This is a genomic window from Streptomyces sp. R-74717, assembly GCF_047305335.1.
Lineage (GTDB): Bacteria > Actinomycetota > Actinomycetes > Streptomycetales > Streptomycetaceae > Streptomyces > Streptomyces atratus.
Genome location: NZ_CP102361.1, coordinates 8067210 through 8082198, shown reverse-complemented (window position 1 = coordinate 8082198; position 14989 = coordinate 8067210). Strand labels below are relative to the sequence as shown.

The following is a 14989-nucleotide window of genomic DNA, read 5'->3' as shown; positions in this document are numbered from 1 at the left end:
GTGACGCCTCGGTCTCTCACACTTCCTTCAGCAGCGTCGCCGTCGGGCCGTACGCGGTCAGCCGGCCGCCCTCCAGCAGGTGCACGGCCTCGGTGTAGGAGGCGATCAGGTGGAGTTCGTGGCTGACCACTGCGATGGCCATGTTGCGGGCGGTACGCAGGTGTTGCAGGAGCTCCATGATGCTGACGGCCGTCTCCGGGTCCAGGGCCGAGGTGATCTCGTCGCAGAGCAAGAAGTCGGGTTCGGTGGCCAACGCCCGGGCGATGGCGACACGCTGGCGCTGTCCGCCGGACAGTTCGGCGGGATAGCGGTCGGCGAAGTCGGCGGGAAGTCCGACCTGTGCCAGGAGGTCCGCCACCCAGGCCGGCACGTGGCCCTTGGCCACGGTGCGGTGGAGCCGTAGCGGGCGGGCGAGTGCGGCGCCCACGGTGCGTGAGGGGTTGAGTGTGCCCAGGGGGTTCTGAGGCACGAGCTGGATGCGCCGGTGGTGTTCGCGCCGGCGACTGCGAGCCGTGGCTCCGAGGGCTTGGCCGTGAAGGGCGAGGGCGCCGGCGTCGGGCCTGTGCAGGCCTGCCAGAACGCGCAGCAGGGTCGTCTTGCCGGACCCGGACGGCCCGACGATGCCGGTGGCGGACCCGGGCGGTGCGGTGAAGTCCACGTCCTCAAGCGCATGTTGGCTACTGCCCCGGTGGCGGAAGGCGACGCTGACACCTCGCGCGGTGATCCCTTCCCCGGCGGGGCCCAGGTCGGACCGGGCCGGCCGCGGCGCGGGGACGCGGGCCTTCGTAGGGGTTCGCCCAGGTGCGGCAAGGTGGACGACCTGGTCGGCGCAGGCTTCGACAAGTCCGGGATCGTGGCAGGCCATGACGACGGCCAGGTTGCGGCTGGTGGCGAGGGAGCGCAAGAGGGCGGCGATCTCGTCGCGCAGTGTCTTGTCGAGTCCGGCGGTGGGCTCGTCGAGAAGGAGGATCTCGGGGGCCCGGGCCAGCGCGCGGGCGAGGGCGACGCGGCGTTGCTGACCGCCCGAGATGTCGGTGGGTCGGCGGTCGGGCAGTCCGCCGTCGGTGGGCAGCCGGCATTCGCGCAGCAGGGCGAGGACGGCCTGCTCGCTGCTGTCGATGGCGGTCTCGGCAACGACGCGGCGGATCCTCATGCGGGGGTTGAGCGCGGATCCGGGATCCTGTCCCACGTAAGCGATCCGGGTGCGTCGCAGCTCGCGCAGGTCTGCTGCGGACAGGCCGGGGACGTGGTGGCCGAGGACGTTCAGGGTTCCGGCGGTGATGGCGGCACCGGCCGGAAGGTGGCCGAGGAGCGCACGTAGCAGCGTCGTCTTGCCCGACCCCGAGGCCCCTGTCAGGGCTGTGATCTGCCCGGCGCGGATGTTCAGGCTGGCGGGCCGGAGCAGGACGGGGCCGTCGGGGATGCGTATTTCGAGGTCGGTGACGCTCGCCAGGGGCACGTCGGCTCCGGGCTGCGTCCGCTTCGGCTGCCCACCCGGGGCGTCCCGGGGGGCGGCCGCGTGAGGGGCCTGGCTCATGGGCTGGTCACCGCCTTGGGTGCGGAGCGAGGGATGAGGGAAGCCGAGGCGAGGTTGGCGCTGATGGCGAGAGCGGCGATGGCCAGGCTCGGGGCGACCACCGCCCATGGATTCAGGAGGATGCCCGGTGCGTTCTCGCGGATCATCAGGGCCCAGTCAGCGGCCGGGGGCTGCGGACCGATCTGGAGGAAGCCGGCCATGGAGATGACGTAGACGGCTTCGACGAAGCGCAGGCCGAACAGGGCGAGGACGGTGGCTCGGAGGTTGGGCAGCAGCTCCCGTGCGGCGACGTACCAAAGCTTCTCTCCGCGGGCCGTTGCCGCTTCGACATACCCGGAGTCGGCGAGGGGTGCGGCAGCGCTGGCGACGATGCGCACGGCGTAGGGGGTGCCGAGGACGACGGCGGCGCTGATGACGGCCCATCGTCCGCCGCCGGGCCAGGCGAGGGCGATCAGCATGATGCCCAGCACGGGTGGGAGCAGGATGAATACGTCGGCCGTGCGCTCGACGGCGCGGCCCAGGGCGGGGCGAAGCGCGGCACAGCAGCCCAGCAGGGAGGCCAGCACGGTGACGACGACGGCGACCAGGAGGGCGCTGCCGATGAGGGCTGTACCGCCGTGGAGGAGACGGCTCAGGACATCACGTCCGAGTTGGTCCCCACCCAGGACCGCGTCGGCACCGGCTGGGGCGTAGGGGGCCGTTACGGGCTTGTCGATGGGGTGGGCGGCCAGGAAAGGTCCGGCCAGGGCCAGGATGACGAGCAGCAGGCCGGGTGCGACGCGTGGCAGGGCGCGTCGGCGTGCGCGGCCCGGACTTGAGGTCGCTGTGGTGACGTCGCTCATGGGCGTGCTCCGAGGATACGGGCGCGGATCAGGTCGGCGGCAAGCAGGACGACGGTGATGGCGGTACCGGCGCAGACCACGACGCCGGCGATGAGCGGGGTGTCGCGGGCGGCCACGGCGTTGGCCAGCACGGTGCCGATCCCCGGGTAGTTGAAGAGCGTTTCCACGACAACGGTGCCGCCCAGGAGCATGCCGGTGGAGGTGGCGATGCCCGTGGCAATGACCGGTATGGCGCCGGGCAGCGCGTGGCGCAGCACGACCTGGCGCATCGGAAGGCCGTCGAAGTGGGCGGCCTCGACGTGCGGGGTGGCTGCCTGGTCGGCGAGCGCACCGCGCACGATGCGGGTGTTCCAACCCGTCTGCGGGATGACGAGGGCCAGGACCGGCATGATCAGCATGGTCCAGGTGGCGGGGTCGCCATCGGCGCCGGTGAGCGTGACGGCGGGCAGCCAGCCCGTCCACAGGGACAGGACGAGCAGCAGGCCCACGGAGATGACGAACTCGGGCACCGCGAACGCGGAGGTGGCCGCGTGTCCGATGATCCGGTCGGCCGGGCGGCCCGGCCGGGCGGCCGCCCAGCAGCCCAGGGCGAGAGACGCCGCCACGGTGAGGACGAACGCGCTCGCCGCCAGCAGCAGGGTGTTGGGAAACGGGTCGGCGAGCAGGCTGGTGACCTTCTCGCCGCGGGCGGAGGTTCCCAGGTCCCCGGTCGGCAGTGCCGTCATCCAGTCCCAGAAGCGTTCCCACACCGGCCGGTCCAGGCCCAGCAGATGGCGCCGCGACTCGACGTCGGCTGCGCTGTCGCCGCGTTCGGAGGTCGCGGTGGCGGCGTCGCCGGGCAGCAGCTCCACGGCGGCGAACACCGCGGCGAGGAGCACGGCGAGCATGAGCATCCGCCGCCCCACGACCGCTGCGATGCGGCCGAGGATCAGGAGGGCGCGGCGTGGCGTGGTGGCCGGCCCCGTGCCGGGGGTGCCGGCCACCACGCCGTGTTCGGCCGTCCGGCTCAACTCAGCCACACGTTCTCGAGCTGGACGCGTCCGTAACCGGCGAGTTCGGGCAGGGACCGCACCTTGGCGGCGGCGAGGTCGATGCCGTCGGCCATGCCCCACAGCAGGTAGCCGGACCGGTCGAACTCGATCTGCTGCAGCTCGTGCAGAGCGGTTGCCCGCGCCTTCTCGTCCGCTGTGGCAATGACCTTGCGGTAGGAGGCGTCGAACTCCTTGTCGGCCCAGGCCGCTTCGTTCTGCCCGGCCTCGCTGACCAGGGTCTTGGAGGCGAAGAACACCACGGAGTCGTTGGTGCCCCAGTACGTGGTGTACAGGTCGCCCTTGAGCCAGGTCTTCTCGTAGAACGCTCCGGACTCCTGCTTGACGACCTTGATCTTGATGCCCGCCTCCCTGGCCTGGGAGGCGAACAGCGTCGCGGACTCGGCGAGGCCGGAGATGTCCTCGGTGGTCACCAGGTCGTACGTCTTCGAGAAGTCGAACTTCGCCTCGGTCAGCAGCTGCTTGGCCTTGGCCAGGTCCCGCTTGCGCTGCGGAATGTCCTTGGCGTAGTTCGGGTCGCCGGTACCCATGATGTCGTTGGCGACGGTGCCGTAACCGGAGAGGACCTGCTTGACCATGGCCTCGCGGTCGACGACCAGCCGCAGCGCTTCGCGGACGCGTACGTCGGAGAACGGCCCGCTCTTGGCACGCATCACGATGGGCATCGACATGTCGTCGGGGCGGCGAACGACTTGGATGTCCTTGCGGGACTCCGCGGTCCGGGCGGCGACGGCGCCGACGTTGGAGGCCACGTCGATCTGCCCGGCGAGTAGGGCGTTGGCCATCGCCTGCGGCGTCTCGAACATCGTGACCTCGATGGCGTCGAGGTACACCGTGCCGCCGTACCACTTTTCGTTGCGCACGAGACGCGCGTTGCCGCCGCGATACCAGTCGAGCTTGAACGGGCCGGTGCCCGGCGCCTTGTCCACCGCCTTGTCGGGAGTGTTCTTCTTCATGACGAATGTCGCAAGACGCGTCAGGAGCGGCAGTTCGGCGTTGGCGTAGTCGGAGACGAGTACGACGGTGTCGCTACCGTCGGCCGTGATGTTCTCCGCCTTGATGCCGGGCAGGCGAGCCGCACCGGACGGGGTGTTGCGCAGACGGCGCAGGGACCAGACGACGTCATCGGCGGTGACCGGGGTGCCGTCGTGGAACATGGCCCCCTCGGCCAGCTTGAAGCGCCAGGTCTTCAGGTCCTTCGACGGCTCCCACGAGGCGGCGAGCCGCGGCACGGTGTTGGTCCTGGCGCCCGGCATGGCGAGCGTGTCGTAGACCAGAGCGATGACCAGGTAGTCACTCTCGTTGCCCTGGGTGCCGTGAGGGTCGCGGGTGATCGCACCGGCCCGGCCGAGCGCGCCGATACGAAGTGTGCCGCCCTTCTTGGGCTTGCCTCCGGCTGCCGCCGGCTTGGACGAGGTGGAGTCGCCGCCCCCCGAACACGCGGCCAACAGTGCCGCCGTGCCTATCGCCCCGCCGGCCCAGAGCACTTGGCGCCTGTTGAAGTTCACGTACGTCCTCGATCCATGCGAAACAACGAAAGAGCGTCTTAGGGTTGCCTACCCTAATAGCATTCCTTTTCGCGCCACGACCACCCCCGCACAGGAGCACCGACCCGCATGACCGTGTCCGGCCGGGGTGCGGCTAGGGTCGCCCTCGTCGACGACGGAGGTACGCACCCGGCGGGCACATTCGACGTCGAGCCGACTCAAGCCCACGACCTCCGCTCCCCCGGAGCCGGGCGGGACCTCGACGAGACCTTCACCGAACTCCGCAGGAACCGATGACCTCCATGCCGACCACACTCCTCCGCGACAGCCGGGCCCTGGCCACCCTCGCCGTCCCGCTGATCCTCACTCAGCTCGCACAGGTCGCCCTGACCACCACCGACACGGTGATGATGGGCCTGCTCGGCACACGGGAACTGGCGGCCGGCGGTCTGGCCGTCGTCATCTTCAATCAACTGCGCACCATGGGCGTCGGCCTGGTCACCTCCGTCGGCAACCTGGTTGCCGCCGCTGCAGCCCGTACCGAGAAGGCCGCAGCTACCGCGGGCAATGACCGTGAAGTCGCGTCGCGGGAAGCTCGGGAGGAGGTCCGCGGAATCGTCCGCGCGAGCATGGCGGTGGCCACGCTCGCGGGCCTGGTCGGGGCCGTGCTGATGGTCCTCATCGGTCAGGCCCTGACCTGGCTCGGGCAGGACGCCGCGGTCGTCGACCGGGCCCGGACGATGTTGACGGCGCTCGCCCCCGGACTGCTGCCCTGCTTGTGGTTCCAGGCCATTCGGCAATTCACCGTCGGCATGCGGCGGCCGCAGGCGCTGCTGCGGATCACCGTCGCCTCCATCGCCGTCAACGCGGGCCTGAACTGGGGCCTGATCCACGGGAGCTTCGGGCTGCCCCGCCTCGGCCTGACCGGCATCGGCGTCGCCACCTCCAGCGTCTACTTCCTGTCCTTTCTCGCCCTGTACGCAGCGGCAAGGAGGGACAGCGAGCTGGGGTCACTGCTCACCCTGAACTTCACCAAGTCCGATCCTGCCACCGTCAAGCGGCTCATCGGGCTCGGGATTCCGATCGCGGCCACCTACGGCTCAGAAGCCGGTTTCTTCTCCATCACCGCGCTGATGGCCGGGTCGTTCGGACCTGCCGCGCTCGCCGCGCACACCGCGGTCAACCAGCTCGTCTACATCGTCTTCCAGGTCGCCGTCGGCCTCTCCCACGCAGCCTCGATCAACGTCAGCCGCGAACTCGCCCTGGGCCGCCACGAGGACGCCCGCCGCATCAAGAACACCGCGCTCTCGTGCGCCGCAGCCGTGATGTCCGTCGTCGGCGCCGTCTACCTCACTCTGCCGCAGCTGGTCCTGGAGCCGTTCCTGGACTCCGGCTCCGCCGACTCCGACCGGGCTCTCACCATCGCCACGCAGCTGCTCGTGGTCACTGCTTTCCTGCAGTTCTTCGACTGCGCCCAGAACATCGGCGTCGGACTCCTGCGGGGGCTCGACGACACCAGGAGCGGATTCCGCATCACGCTCATCGGCTACTGGGCCGTCGGCCTCCCCGCTTCCTGGCTCCTCGCCTACCCGCTCGGCCTCGACACCCCGGGAATCTGGCTCGGCCTGCTCACCGGTCTGGCGACCACAGCCGTACTTCTGCTCCGCCGCTACTCGGACTCCCTCTCCACCCACGCCAGGCATGGCCGGGCCGTGGCGGAGGCCTGAGTCCGTCCGGGCGGTCCGGGACCTCGGCCGCCGCCGGCCCGCTCACCGCGGTGCGAGCGATCGACGCCCGTGTCGAAGTGCGTCAGGGCGCGGCATGGTACGCGTGGTGGCATCTGCCCGGATCTTCCCGGGCAGATGAGGCCGAAAGGCCCTGCCAGAAGACGTGTGCGCGTACCAGCCTGGGACATGTACAGCCGGAACCCGGAGGGAAATCATGACCATCACCGAGCTTCCCGTGATCGCAGCCGTCGACGGCTCGTCGCACAGCCGTGAAGCACTCGACTGGGCCGCCCGCGAGGCCGTCCGCCGGGGGCTCCCGCTGGTGATCGTGCACGCCCGGACGCCGAACCGGCGCACCGGTCAGGAGACACAGCAGCGCGAGGCCGAGGAACTGCTCGCCCAGTCCGTACGAAGGGTGTCCGAGATCGTTCCGGACCTGCACCCGTCGACGCTCGCACCGCTGGACTTCCCCTCGGCGGCGCTCACCTCGCTGAGCCGTGATGCGTCGCTGGTGGTCGTCGGCTCGCGAGGTCTGGGCGGCTTCCGGTCCCTGATGCTCGGCTCCAACAGTCTGGCGACCGCCTCGATGGCCCAGTGCCCCGTCGTCGTCATCCACAGCGGACCGTCGGACGAGGACGAAGGGGAGGCGGCCGAAGCCTTTCCCGACATTGTGGCGGGCGTGGCCGCTGACGAGAGCAGTGAAGCGGTGCTGGAATTCGCCTTCGCGACGGCCGCTTCCCGGCCCGGTGCGCGACTGCGGATCGTGCACGGCTGGACGATGTTCTCCTCGATGCTGTCCGGCGGCCCCGTCTTCGACCGGGACGCGGCGGCAGGTGCGGCCGAGCGGACCCTCGCCGAACTCACCGCCGGCTGGCGGGAGAAGTACCCGCAGGTCGAGGCCGTCAGGGAACCGGTCGGCGGCTCCGCCGCACGCACCCTGGTCACGGCCTCGGCGACTGCGGCACTGACCGTGATCGGGCGGCGCAAGGGCGGTGAGTCCCTCGGGCTCGGACTCTCCCCCGTCGCACAGACCACGCTCACGCATGCCCTCGGCCCGGTGGCCGTGGTGCCCTGCTGACGGTTGTGCCGGCCCGTCGTGCGTGCATGCCTCTTGGCCTCGGACGCCGGCGGGCAGACACTGACCCGATGACGCAGCGCGTGGATCTCTCGACCGTGATGGACCAGCTTTCCATCGATGCAGTGATCACCGGCTATGCGATGGCGGTGGACGACGGCGAATGGGTGGACTACCGGGCCCTGTTCACCGCGGACGGCCGCGCCGACTACCGCAGCGCGGGCGGTATCGAAGGGCCTGCCGCCGAGGTCGCCCAGTGGCTCGCGGAGACCATGCGGCTCTTCCCCGTACGCCAGCATCTGATCGTCAACCGCCGGCTCGACATCCAGGACCTGGGCGGCTACCCGGGCGACCGGGCCGAAGTGCGGGCCGACTACCTCAACCCGATGCGGCTGGACAGCACGGCGGGCGGCGAAGGCGGCTCCGGGGCGGGGCCGACCGCGCCGAACTTCGTCTCCGGCGGGCGGTACGCCTTCACACTGTCGCGTACGGGGAACGGCTGGCGGATCCGGACCGTGACCGTGCACGAGAAGTGGCGCGGCACAGCCGACGCGCTCACCCCCTCCTGAACCCGCCCGCCCACCGGTGCTTCCGTCCTCCCGCGCCGGGAAAGAACTGCGGAACGGGTGACCAGGGGGGACACTGCTGATCAGCAGGACGAGGAGGCGCGGCATGCGGATTCCGGCCGGTCGGCGCGAGCAGTGGGAGCGGATGCTGCGGTCCGGCCGGTGGCGCGGCTGCCTCGCACTGCTCGCCGGCGCGCTGCCCGCGCTCGCGTTCCCGGCGCCTTCCCTGTGGTGGCTCGCCTATGTCGGTCTGGTGCCGTGGCTGCTGCTGATCCGGTCCGCCGGTACGGGGCGCCGGGCGGCGCTCGACGGCTGGCTCGGCGGGATCGGCTACCTGCTCGCCGTGCATCACTGGCTGATGCCGAGTCTCCACGTGTTCATCGTGGTCCTGGCGGCCCTGCTCGGTCTGCTGTGGGCGCCGTGGGGTCTGCTGGTCTTCCGGGTACTGCGCGCGCCGGTTTCCGTCGCAGCAGCCATGGCCGCGGTCGTCGTCGTGCCGTGCGGCTGGCTGATGATCGAGCTGGCGCGCTCCTGGGAGGGCCTCGGCGGTCCGTGGGGGCTGCTCGGCGCGAGCCAGTGGGAGGTGGCTCCGGCACTCCGCGTGGCGTCCGTCGGCGGGGTGTGGCTGGTGAGCCTTCTGGTGGTAGCGGTGAACACCGCCGTCGCCCTGCTGTTCGTGGCCGCCGCCGCCCGTACGGTCGCCGTCGTCGGCATCATGGTGTGCGCCCTGGCTGTGGGGGCGATGGCGCAGTGGGCACCGCAGCCCGAGCGGTCGGGCGTGGCCAGGATCGCCGTCGTGCAGCCGGGTGTGATCGCGGGTCCCCACAGCGTGGAGCGTCGGCTCGCCGCCAGCGAGCGGCTGACCGGCGAGCTGGCGGGACGCGATCTCGATCTGGTGGTGTGGGGCGAGAGCAGTGTCGGTGTGGATCTCTCCCGGCACCCGGAAGTCACCGCCCGGATCGCGGCCCTCTCGCGTCGGGTGGGCGCGGATGTGCTGGTCAACATGGACGCCCGGCAGACGGGTGGTCCGGGCCGGACGGGGATCTACAAGTCCGCCGTGCTGGTGGGTCCGGACGGACTGACCGGTGACCGGTACGACAAGATGCGTCTGGTGCCGTTCGGCGAGTACATTCCGGCGCGCTCGGTGCTCGGGTGGGCCACGTCCCTGGGCAAGGCGGCGGGCGAGGACCGGCTGCGGGGCACCCACCCGGTGACGATGTGGCTTCCCGGGGCCGCCGGAGGGAGGGGCCTGCGCATCGGGCCGCTGATCTGCTTCGAGTCCGCGTTCCCCGACATGAGCCGGCGGCTGACCCGGGACGGAGCGCAACTGCTGATCGACCAGTCGTCGACCGCGACGTTCCAGCACAGCTGGGCTCCCGAACAGCACGCCTCGCTCGGGGCGCTGCGGGCCGCGGAGAACGGCCGCCCGATGGTCCATGCGACGCTCACCGGCGTCAGTGCGGTGTACGGCCCGCAGGGCGAGCGGATCGGTGCCCCGCTCGGTACGGATACGAGCGGCGCGGCCGTGTTCGATGTACCGCTGGCGTCCGGTACGACGCTCTACGTACGGCTGGGCGACTGGCCGGCGCAGGGGGCGGCGGCTGTGCTGGCCGTGTTCTGCGTCTTCGAAGGAGTGCGGTGGTTCAGGAAGCGCGACCGGGTCGGGCCGGCCGGTGCGCGTGGTGCGGGGGCTTCGGTGGTTGCCGGACCCACCGAAGCCTCCGGCCGCTCCAGGCCATGAGCCCGGTGACCGGGCCGACTATCCGGGGCCGTTCACGGTGACGATGCGGCCCTGGGCGTCGACGGTGAGCGCGACCCGCTCAACCTTGCCGGTCACGGCCAGCACCAGCCACACGGCACCCCAGAGAAAGCAGGTGAACACCGTCAGAACAGCGTGCAGTACATGGTTCACCGGTCGGCCCCGGACCATGACGACCTGTGTCTCGGAGCGTGACTCCACGCGCCAGCCGCTCGCGATCCGCTGATTGACCGCCCAGTCGAGGATCAGCCCTCGCTGCATCGCGTCGGGCGGCTGCCCGTCGGCCGAGTAGTAGCCGGGCGGCGGCTGGAGTGCTCCCCAGCCCTTTGGCTCGTCATGGCGCCTCACGAAGTCACCTCCACGGGCCGACGGTCCATCGTCCCCAGCCTGCATCGGGGAACGGCCCGACGCATCCCGGGCCGAGGGCGCTGGGACGGACACGGCTCCACTTCAGTACACCTGGGGCTCTCCCGGAACGGGTGGGACTCGTGACCTGCCGCAACGGACACCGCTTGGTCGCCGGTTCGAGGCCGACGGTTCATGACTCGCACCACGGTCGGAAACTTCTGTTACCAATCCCGTCATCGTTAACTATAGTTGTCACATGTCCTCACCTGAGATCACACCCCAAGAACAGGCAGAACTCGACAAGGCGCTCTACGACGCCCTCAATCCACTCGCATCGGCCCTCCGCTCACGAGCATCCGGGCTTCCCGAGGACCGGATGTGGGACGCGGACCCGGTCGACGTGACACTGTCCGTACTTGCCGCCTGGAAGGTGGTGGACACAGAGGTCAAGCGGTTGACGGCGCTCGCAGCAGGAACCGCTGGGTCCTACGGCGCGAGCTACGAGCAGATGGGCGCTGCCTGGGGCATCACCCGGCAAGGCGCCCGCAAGAAATGGCCCGAGGCCGTCAGCCGCCCGGCAACCGCAGTAGCACAGACGAACACCGCTCTTGAACTGTGCGGTGGAACGGCCGAACTGACGCAAGAACCTTCCTCCGGCGGCTGGAGGTGGGCAGGCAAGGGCGCCGACGGTACACACGGCGCGGCCGACGGCGACATTCGGTATGCGACGAAGGAAGAGGCCGCAGCCCATGCGGGCGCCTTCCTGAAAGAGCATGCCGTCGACCGGTCTCAGGCCGGCGTCGAGCCCGGATGAGGATCGCGGCGAGGCGGAGTGCCGCCCGGTAGGCGACGGGCCTGTCGCATCGCATGGCCAGGCCGTGCCGCTGCTTCAGACGGCTGATGCAGCGGTACGGCCGTGCGCTGCTCGTACATCTCGGCATCGAAGCCCGGTGGGCGGCCACCGCGGCGGCCGCGTCATAGGCAGCGGCCGAGCCGGCCGGTCCTTCAATGAGACACGCTCTGGGCGCAGTCCAGGTCGCGCAGGATTCGCTCGCACAGCTCATGCGTCTGCAGGGCGTCGCCGGCGCTCAGCACCTTTCCGGCACGCACGGCGTCCAGGAAGGACAGCACGCTCTGCTCGATGCCGCGCTGGCGGGCCACCGGCACCCAGTCGCCGCGCCGACGTACGCTCGGCTGCCCCTTGTGATCGATCACCTCGGCGAGGTTGACGACCTCGCGCTTGGAGTCCTGGCCGGAGACCTCCAGCCGTTCCTCGTTCGAGCCGCTGAGCCGGTTCATCGCGCCGATGGCGGTGAATCCGTCACCGGCCAGTTGCAGCACCACATGGTGCATCAGACCGTCCCGGATCCTGGCCTGCACGACGGTGTGCTCGATCGGCCCCGGTGCCAGGAAGCGCAGTGTGTCGACGACATGGATGAAGTCGTCGAGCACCATGGTGCGTGGATCCTCGGGCAGGGCCACCCGGTTCTTCTGCATGAGGATCAGCTCGCGCGGGTGCTCGGCGCACTGCGCGTAGCCGGGCGCGACCCTGCGGTTGAAACCGACGGCGAGGCTCACCCCTCGCTCTTCGGCAAGGCGCACCAGCCTTTCGGAATCGGTGAGTTCATAGGCCAGTGGCTTGTCGACGTACGTGGCGACGCCCGCGTCCAGCAGCCGGCCCACGATCTCCGGGTGCACGGCCGTCGGGGCGTGGACGAACGCGGCGTCCAGGCCTTCGGCGAGCAGCGATTCGAGGTCGGTGTGGCGCTGCCCGGACGGGATCCGGTGGCTCTCGGCGACCGCGGCCAGGGTGGCGGGGGTACGGGTCTGCAGATGCATTTCGACCCCGGGCAGGGTCGTCAGAACCGGCAGATACGCCTTCTGCGCGATGTCGCCGAGCCCGATGCAGCCGACCTTCACAGGGGTCTCCCTCTCACTGTTCAGCGCCGACCGGCGCGGTGTTCACCGACCGGGGGAGCCCGGTCGGGCTCTTCGAGCCGATGTCTGCCGCGGTGACCTGTGCGCATCCTTCGTCGGGGCAGCATACGTGTGCTGCGGCGGCTGCCAGTCAGCGATGCCTCGAAGGTGCGCAGGACGAGCGTGGGCCCGAGCCTCGAGACGGTGGACATCAGGGCGTCGCGCAGCGCCACGGCCGGGGCACTGGTCAGGCACATCAGCCTGGAGGCGTGTACGGCCTTGCGGACGATGGCCGATGTGCGGGGCAGCCGGTCGGCGGTGTACGCCGCCAGACCCGCGCCGAGGTGCCTGCCCGGTGTCACATGGTGGGCGAGCACGATCGCGTCCTCGACGGCCTGGTTGCCGCCCTGGCCGAGGCTGGGTGCCACGGCGTGGGCAAAGTCGCCGACGAGGACGGTGCGGCCCCGGTGGAAGGACGGCAGGGGGTCGGTCAGCTGCGGGAGTTCTTCGACGCGACGGGCCGGCAGTTCCGCGAACCCCTGATGGCGCTGATGACGGCGGCCGGGTCGGCCGAGCCCGAGCGGCACACCCTGTCCCTGGTGGCCTGGTGCGAGGGGCTGATGTTCTCGTGCGCCGCGGGGTCGTACCACCGCTCCGTACCGACCGAGGAGGAGCTGCGTACCGGCTTCACCGAACTGCTGCGCGGGATGCTCGGATCGCAGGCGGCATTGCGCTGACCGGCGTCACTCGTGCGGGCCAATCACGGCTTCTGGGCTCACTCAAAACCGGGTTCGCACAGCAGAGTTGGTCAGGTGCAACGAACCCGAATCACCGTGAAGCTCCTGGTTGGCGTGGCGGTCACGACACTGTCCGGCTGTGTGTCCGTGGCGCCGCAGCCGGACGTTCCGTCCCGGCCCGGGACCAGCAGGCCCGCCCAGGACCTGGCGCCACAGATCGTGCGACCGCCGGTCCACGACAGCCTGGGAGCCGTACCGGCCCCCGAGCCGTCCGTCTCCGCATCCGCCCCGGCGCAGGGCGCACCGCCGGACACCCGCCGCGCCGCGCCCCGCGCACCACAGCAACGGAAGCACCCAGGGGCGGCACGGCCTCGGCCGCGTCAGGTCCCGCCCCCCGTGACCACGCCCGTCCCGGATCTGCCGGCCCCCGTCGCCGAAAAGGACATCTGCGCGCTGGGACGGGGATACGGGCACTGGCCCGCGGGCAGTACGCAATCCCGGATCTGCGAGAACACCTACGGTCGCTGAGCCCGGCAGGAGAGAGCCGAGCGGGTGGCCCGTCCGCCGCGGACGGGCCACCCCTCACAGCTCCCGCAGCCTCAGCTCCAGCCGCGCGATCGCTGCGCGGACCCCTCCCCCGTACCCGTCGTCCGCCCCGTCGTCCGCGAGCACACCGGACGCGGCACGCGCCCGGTCCAGATGGATCCGGGCCGCCTCGGGACGGTGGAGCTTCACATAGTCCGCCGCGAGATTGAGATGGAGCGAGGGATAGAACGCCCGCACCGCGAGCGCATCGGAGTGCTGTGCCGCGCGCTCGTCGGTCAGGCTGCCGGCCGCGGTCAAGGCCCTCAGGTCCCAGGCGAGCTCATCACCGGGGTCGTCCTGCGTGTCGGCCATGTAGTGGGCGAGGGTGCACCGGTGCAGGGCGTCCCCGTCCTCGCCGATCTCCGACCAGAGCTCACCGAAGCGATTGCGGGCCTCTTCCCGGTCGCCGCCGTGCAGCAGCATGATCGCCTGGCCGATCCTGGTCATGACGGCATCCTTCGACGCCTCCCGCTGCTCCGTCACTGCGACCTCCCTGTCCACGTCCCGTTTCCGTTCGACGCTAGCCGCAGCCGCGGTCAATCCCGCTCAGGCTCGGGCGGGCGTCCCGAACCTGTCCACCGGGCGCCCACCCCCGGCCCGGACCTGTCCACCGGGCGCCCGCCCGCGGCCCGGGCCGAAACCGCAGCGTCAGCCCAGGTCGGGAATGCGCCAGTCGATGGCCTCGTGTCCCTGCGCCGCCACCGCCTCGTTGATCTGCGTGAACGGACGGGAGCCGAAGAACTTCTTGGCGGACAGCGGTGACGGGTGCGCACCCTTCACCACCGCATGGCGCTCCTCGTCGATCAGCGGAAGCTTCTTCTGCGCGTAGTTGCCCCAGAGCACGAAGACCGCCGGATCGGGCCTTGAGGCGACCGCGCGGATCACCGCGTCGGTGAACTTCTCCCAGCCCTTGCCCTTGTGCGAGTTCGCCTCGCCCGCGCGCACCGTCAGCACGGCGTTGAGCAGGAGCACGCCCTGCTCGGCCCACGGCATCAGATACCCGTTGTCCGGGATCGGCAGGCCGAGCTCCTCCTTCATCTCCTTGTAGATGTTCCGCAGGGAGGGAGGCGTCTTCACGCCCGGCCGCACGGAGAAGCACAGCCCGTGTCCCTGCCCCTCCCCGTGATACGGGTCCTGACCGAGGACGAGGACCTTCACCTTGTCGTAGGGCGTGGCATCCAGGGCTGCGAACACCTGGTCGCGCGGCGGATAGACCGGCCCCTTGGCCCGCTCCTCCTCGACGAACTCGGTGAGCTCCTTGAAGTAGGGCTTCTGCAGCTCTTCGCCGAGGACGCCGCGCCAGGACTCGGGCAGCAGGTCGGTGTCGGTCACGTCAACAACCTCCGGTAAGTAATAAGTT

16 protein-coding genes and 2 pseudogenes are annotated in these 14989 nt (G+C 70.5%); 8 read left to right on the top strand and 10 right to left on the bottom strand.

Annotation, left to right across the window (positions count from 1 at the left end):
- Nucleotides 1-16: 16 nt before the first annotated feature.
- The 4 genes from NRF20_RS37110 to NRF20_RS37095 form a co-directional block, all read right to left on the bottom strand.
- The gene (locus tag NRF20_RS37110; protein WP_413753985.1) at nt 17-1537 is read right to left on the bottom strand and encodes an ABC transporter ATP-binding protein; all 1521 of its coding nucleotides are present in this window, start codon (nt 1535-1537) and stop codon (nt 17-19) included.
- Complete coding sequence (locus NRF20_RS37105; protein ID WP_398632488.1) at nt 1534-2379, bottom strand: ABC transporter permease; 846 nt, start codon at nt 2377-2379, stop codon at nt 1534-1536. The genes NRF20_RS37110 and NRF20_RS37105 overlap by 4 nt, the downstream gene beginning before the upstream one ends.
- Complete coding sequence (locus NRF20_RS37100) at nt 2376-3266, bottom strand: ABC transporter permease (protein ID WP_398632546.1); 891 nt, start codon at nt 3264-3266, stop codon at nt 2376-2378. Before NRF20_RS37100 ends, NRF20_RS37105 begins: the two co-directional genes overlap by 4 nt.
- Nucleotides 3267-3385: 119 nt before the next feature.
- The gene (locus tag NRF20_RS37095) at nt 3386-4936 is read right to left on the bottom strand and encodes an ABC transporter substrate-binding protein (RefSeq protein ID WP_413753984.1); all 1551 of its coding nucleotides are present in this window, start codon (nt 4934-4936) and stop codon (nt 3386-3388) included.
- Nucleotides 4937-5044: 108 nt separating this feature from the next.
- On the opposite strand from NRF20_RS37095, the gene NRF20_RS37090 reads away from it, so the two are divergent.
- The 5 genes from NRF20_RS37090 to lnt all read left to right on the top strand — a co-directional run bounded on the left by NRF20_RS37090 (nt 5045) and on the right by lnt (nt 10024).
- Complete coding sequence (locus NRF20_RS37090; protein WP_398632486.1) at nt 5045-5212, top strand: hypothetical protein; 168 nt, start codon at nt 5045-5047, stop codon at nt 5210-5212.
- 5 nt (nt 5213-5217) lie between these two features.
- Complete coding sequence (locus tag NRF20_RS37085; RefSeq protein ID WP_413753983.1) at nt 5218-6642, top strand: MATE family efflux transporter; 1425 nt, start codon at nt 5218-5220, stop codon at nt 6640-6642.
- A 214-nt stretch (nt 6643-6856) separates the two neighbouring features.
- Nucleotides 6857-7720, top strand: coding sequence for a universal stress protein (locus tag NRF20_RS37080; protein WP_398632484.1), 864 nt, complete (start codon nt 6857-6859; stop codon nt 7718-7720).
- A 68-nt stretch (nt 7721-7788) separates the two neighbouring features.
- Nucleotides 7789-8286: a nuclear transport factor 2 family protein gene (locus tag NRF20_RS37075; protein ID WP_398632483.1), complete on the top strand. Its 498-nt coding sequence runs from the start codon at nt 7789-7791 to the stop codon at nt 8284-8286.
- 103 nt (nt 8287-8389) lie between these two features.
- Nucleotides 8390-10024 (top strand): apolipoprotein N-acyltransferase, encoded by a 1635-nt coding sequence (gene lnt / locus NRF20_RS37070; protein WP_398632482.1) that lies wholly within the window; start codon nt 8390-8392, stop codon nt 10022-10024.
- An 18-nt stretch (nt 10025-10042) separates the two neighbouring features.
- On the opposite strand, the gene NRF20_RS37065 is transcribed toward lnt, so the two are convergent.
- Nucleotides 10043-10390, bottom strand: coding sequence for a hypothetical protein (locus tag NRF20_RS37065; RefSeq protein WP_398632481.1), 348 nt, complete (start codon nt 10388-10390; stop codon nt 10043-10045).
- A 256-nt stretch (nt 10391-10646) separates the two neighbouring features.
- On the opposite strand from NRF20_RS37065, the gene NRF20_RS37060 reads away from it, so the two are divergent.
- Nucleotides 10647-11204: a hypothetical protein gene (locus tag NRF20_RS37060; RefSeq protein ID WP_398632480.1), complete on the top strand. Its 558-nt coding sequence runs from the start codon at nt 10647-10649 to the stop codon at nt 11202-11204.
- On the opposite strand, the pseudogene NRF20_RS37055 reads toward NRF20_RS37060, so the two are convergent.
- The 3 genes and pseudogenes from NRF20_RS37055 to NRF20_RS37045 form a co-directional block, all read right to left on the bottom strand.
- A pseudogene (locus NRF20_RS37055) lies at nt 11185-11365 on the bottom strand (IS5/IS1182 family transposase); the annotation flags it as partial. The gene NRF20_RS37060 and the pseudogene NRF20_RS37055 overlap by 20 nt on opposite strands.
- Nucleotides 11366-11395: 30 nt before the next feature.
- On the bottom strand, nt 11396-12310 hold the full coding sequence (locus NRF20_RS37050) for a Gfo/Idh/MocA family protein (protein WP_266363434.1): 915 nt from the start codon (nt 12308-12310) through the stop codon (nt 11396-11398).
- A 20-nt stretch (nt 12311-12330) separates the two neighbouring features.
- A complete protein-coding gene (locus tag NRF20_RS37045; RefSeq protein ID WP_398632479.1) occupies nt 12331-12735 on the bottom strand; it encodes an FAD-dependent oxidoreductase in 405 nt (134 codons plus the stop codon).
- Nucleotides 12736-12798: 63 nt separating this feature from the next.
- Between NRF20_RS37045 and NRF20_RS37040 the strand changes: the two are divergent.
- Nucleotides 12799-13044 (top strand): annotated as a pseudogene (locus tag NRF20_RS37040) (TetR/AcrR family transcriptional regulator); the annotation flags it as partial.
- Between the two features lie 75 nt (nt 13045-13119).
- Entirely contained in the window at nt 13120-13572 is a 453-nt protein-coding gene (locus tag NRF20_RS37035; protein WP_413753982.1) for a hypothetical protein, read from the top strand.
- A gap of 54 nt (nt 13573-13626) precedes the next feature.
- Here NRF20_RS37035 and NRF20_RS37030 read toward each other — a convergent pair whose 3' ends face one another.
- Nucleotides 13627-14112 (bottom strand): hypothetical protein, encoded by a 486-nt coding sequence (locus NRF20_RS37030; protein WP_114243367.1) that lies wholly within the window; start codon nt 14110-14112, stop codon nt 13627-13629.
- A gap of 165 nt (nt 14113-14277) precedes the next feature.
- Entirely contained in the window at nt 14278-14961 is a 684-nt protein-coding gene (locus NRF20_RS37025; RefSeq protein WP_114243368.1) for a uracil-DNA glycosylase, read from the bottom strand.
- Between the last annotated feature and the right edge of the window lie 28 nt (nt 14962-14989).

Bases quoted from the DNA above. Each gene is read 5' to 3' on its own strand.
- NRF20_RS37110 (WP_413753985.1), bottom strand. From the start codon at position 1,537: ATGAGCCAGGCCCCTCACGCGGCCGCCCCCCGGGACGCCCCGGGTGGG.
- NRF20_RS37105 (WP_398632488.1), bottom strand. From the start codon at position 2,379: ATGAGCGACGTCACCACAGCGACCTCAAGTCCGGGCCGCGCACGCCGA.
- NRF20_RS37100 (WP_398632546.1), bottom strand. From the start codon at position 3,266: ATGCTCGCCGTGCTCCTCGCCGCGGTGTTCGCCGCCGTGGAGCTGCTG.
- NRF20_RS37090 (WP_398632486.1), top strand. From the start codon at position 5,045: ATGACCGTGTCCGGCCGGGGTGCGGCTAGGGTCGCCCTCGTCGACGAC.
- NRF20_RS37085 (WP_413753983.1), top strand. From the start codon at position 5,218: ATGCCGACCACACTCCTCCGCGACAGCCGGGCCCTGGCCACCCTCGCC.
- NRF20_RS37080 (WP_398632484.1), top strand. From the start codon at position 6,857: ATGACCATCACCGAGCTTCCCGTGATCGCAGCCGTCGACGGCTCGTCG.
- NRF20_RS37075 (WP_398632483.1), top strand. From the start codon at position 7,789: ATGACGCAGCGCGTGGATCTCTCGACCGTGATGGACCAGCTTTCCATC.
- lnt (WP_398632482.1), top strand. From the start codon at position 8,390: ATGCGGATTCCGGCCGGTCGGCGCGAGCAGTGGGAGCGGATGCTGCGG.
- NRF20_RS37060 (WP_398632480.1), top strand. From the start codon at position 10,647: ATGTCCTCACCTGAGATCACACCCCAAGAACAGGCAGAACTCGACAAG.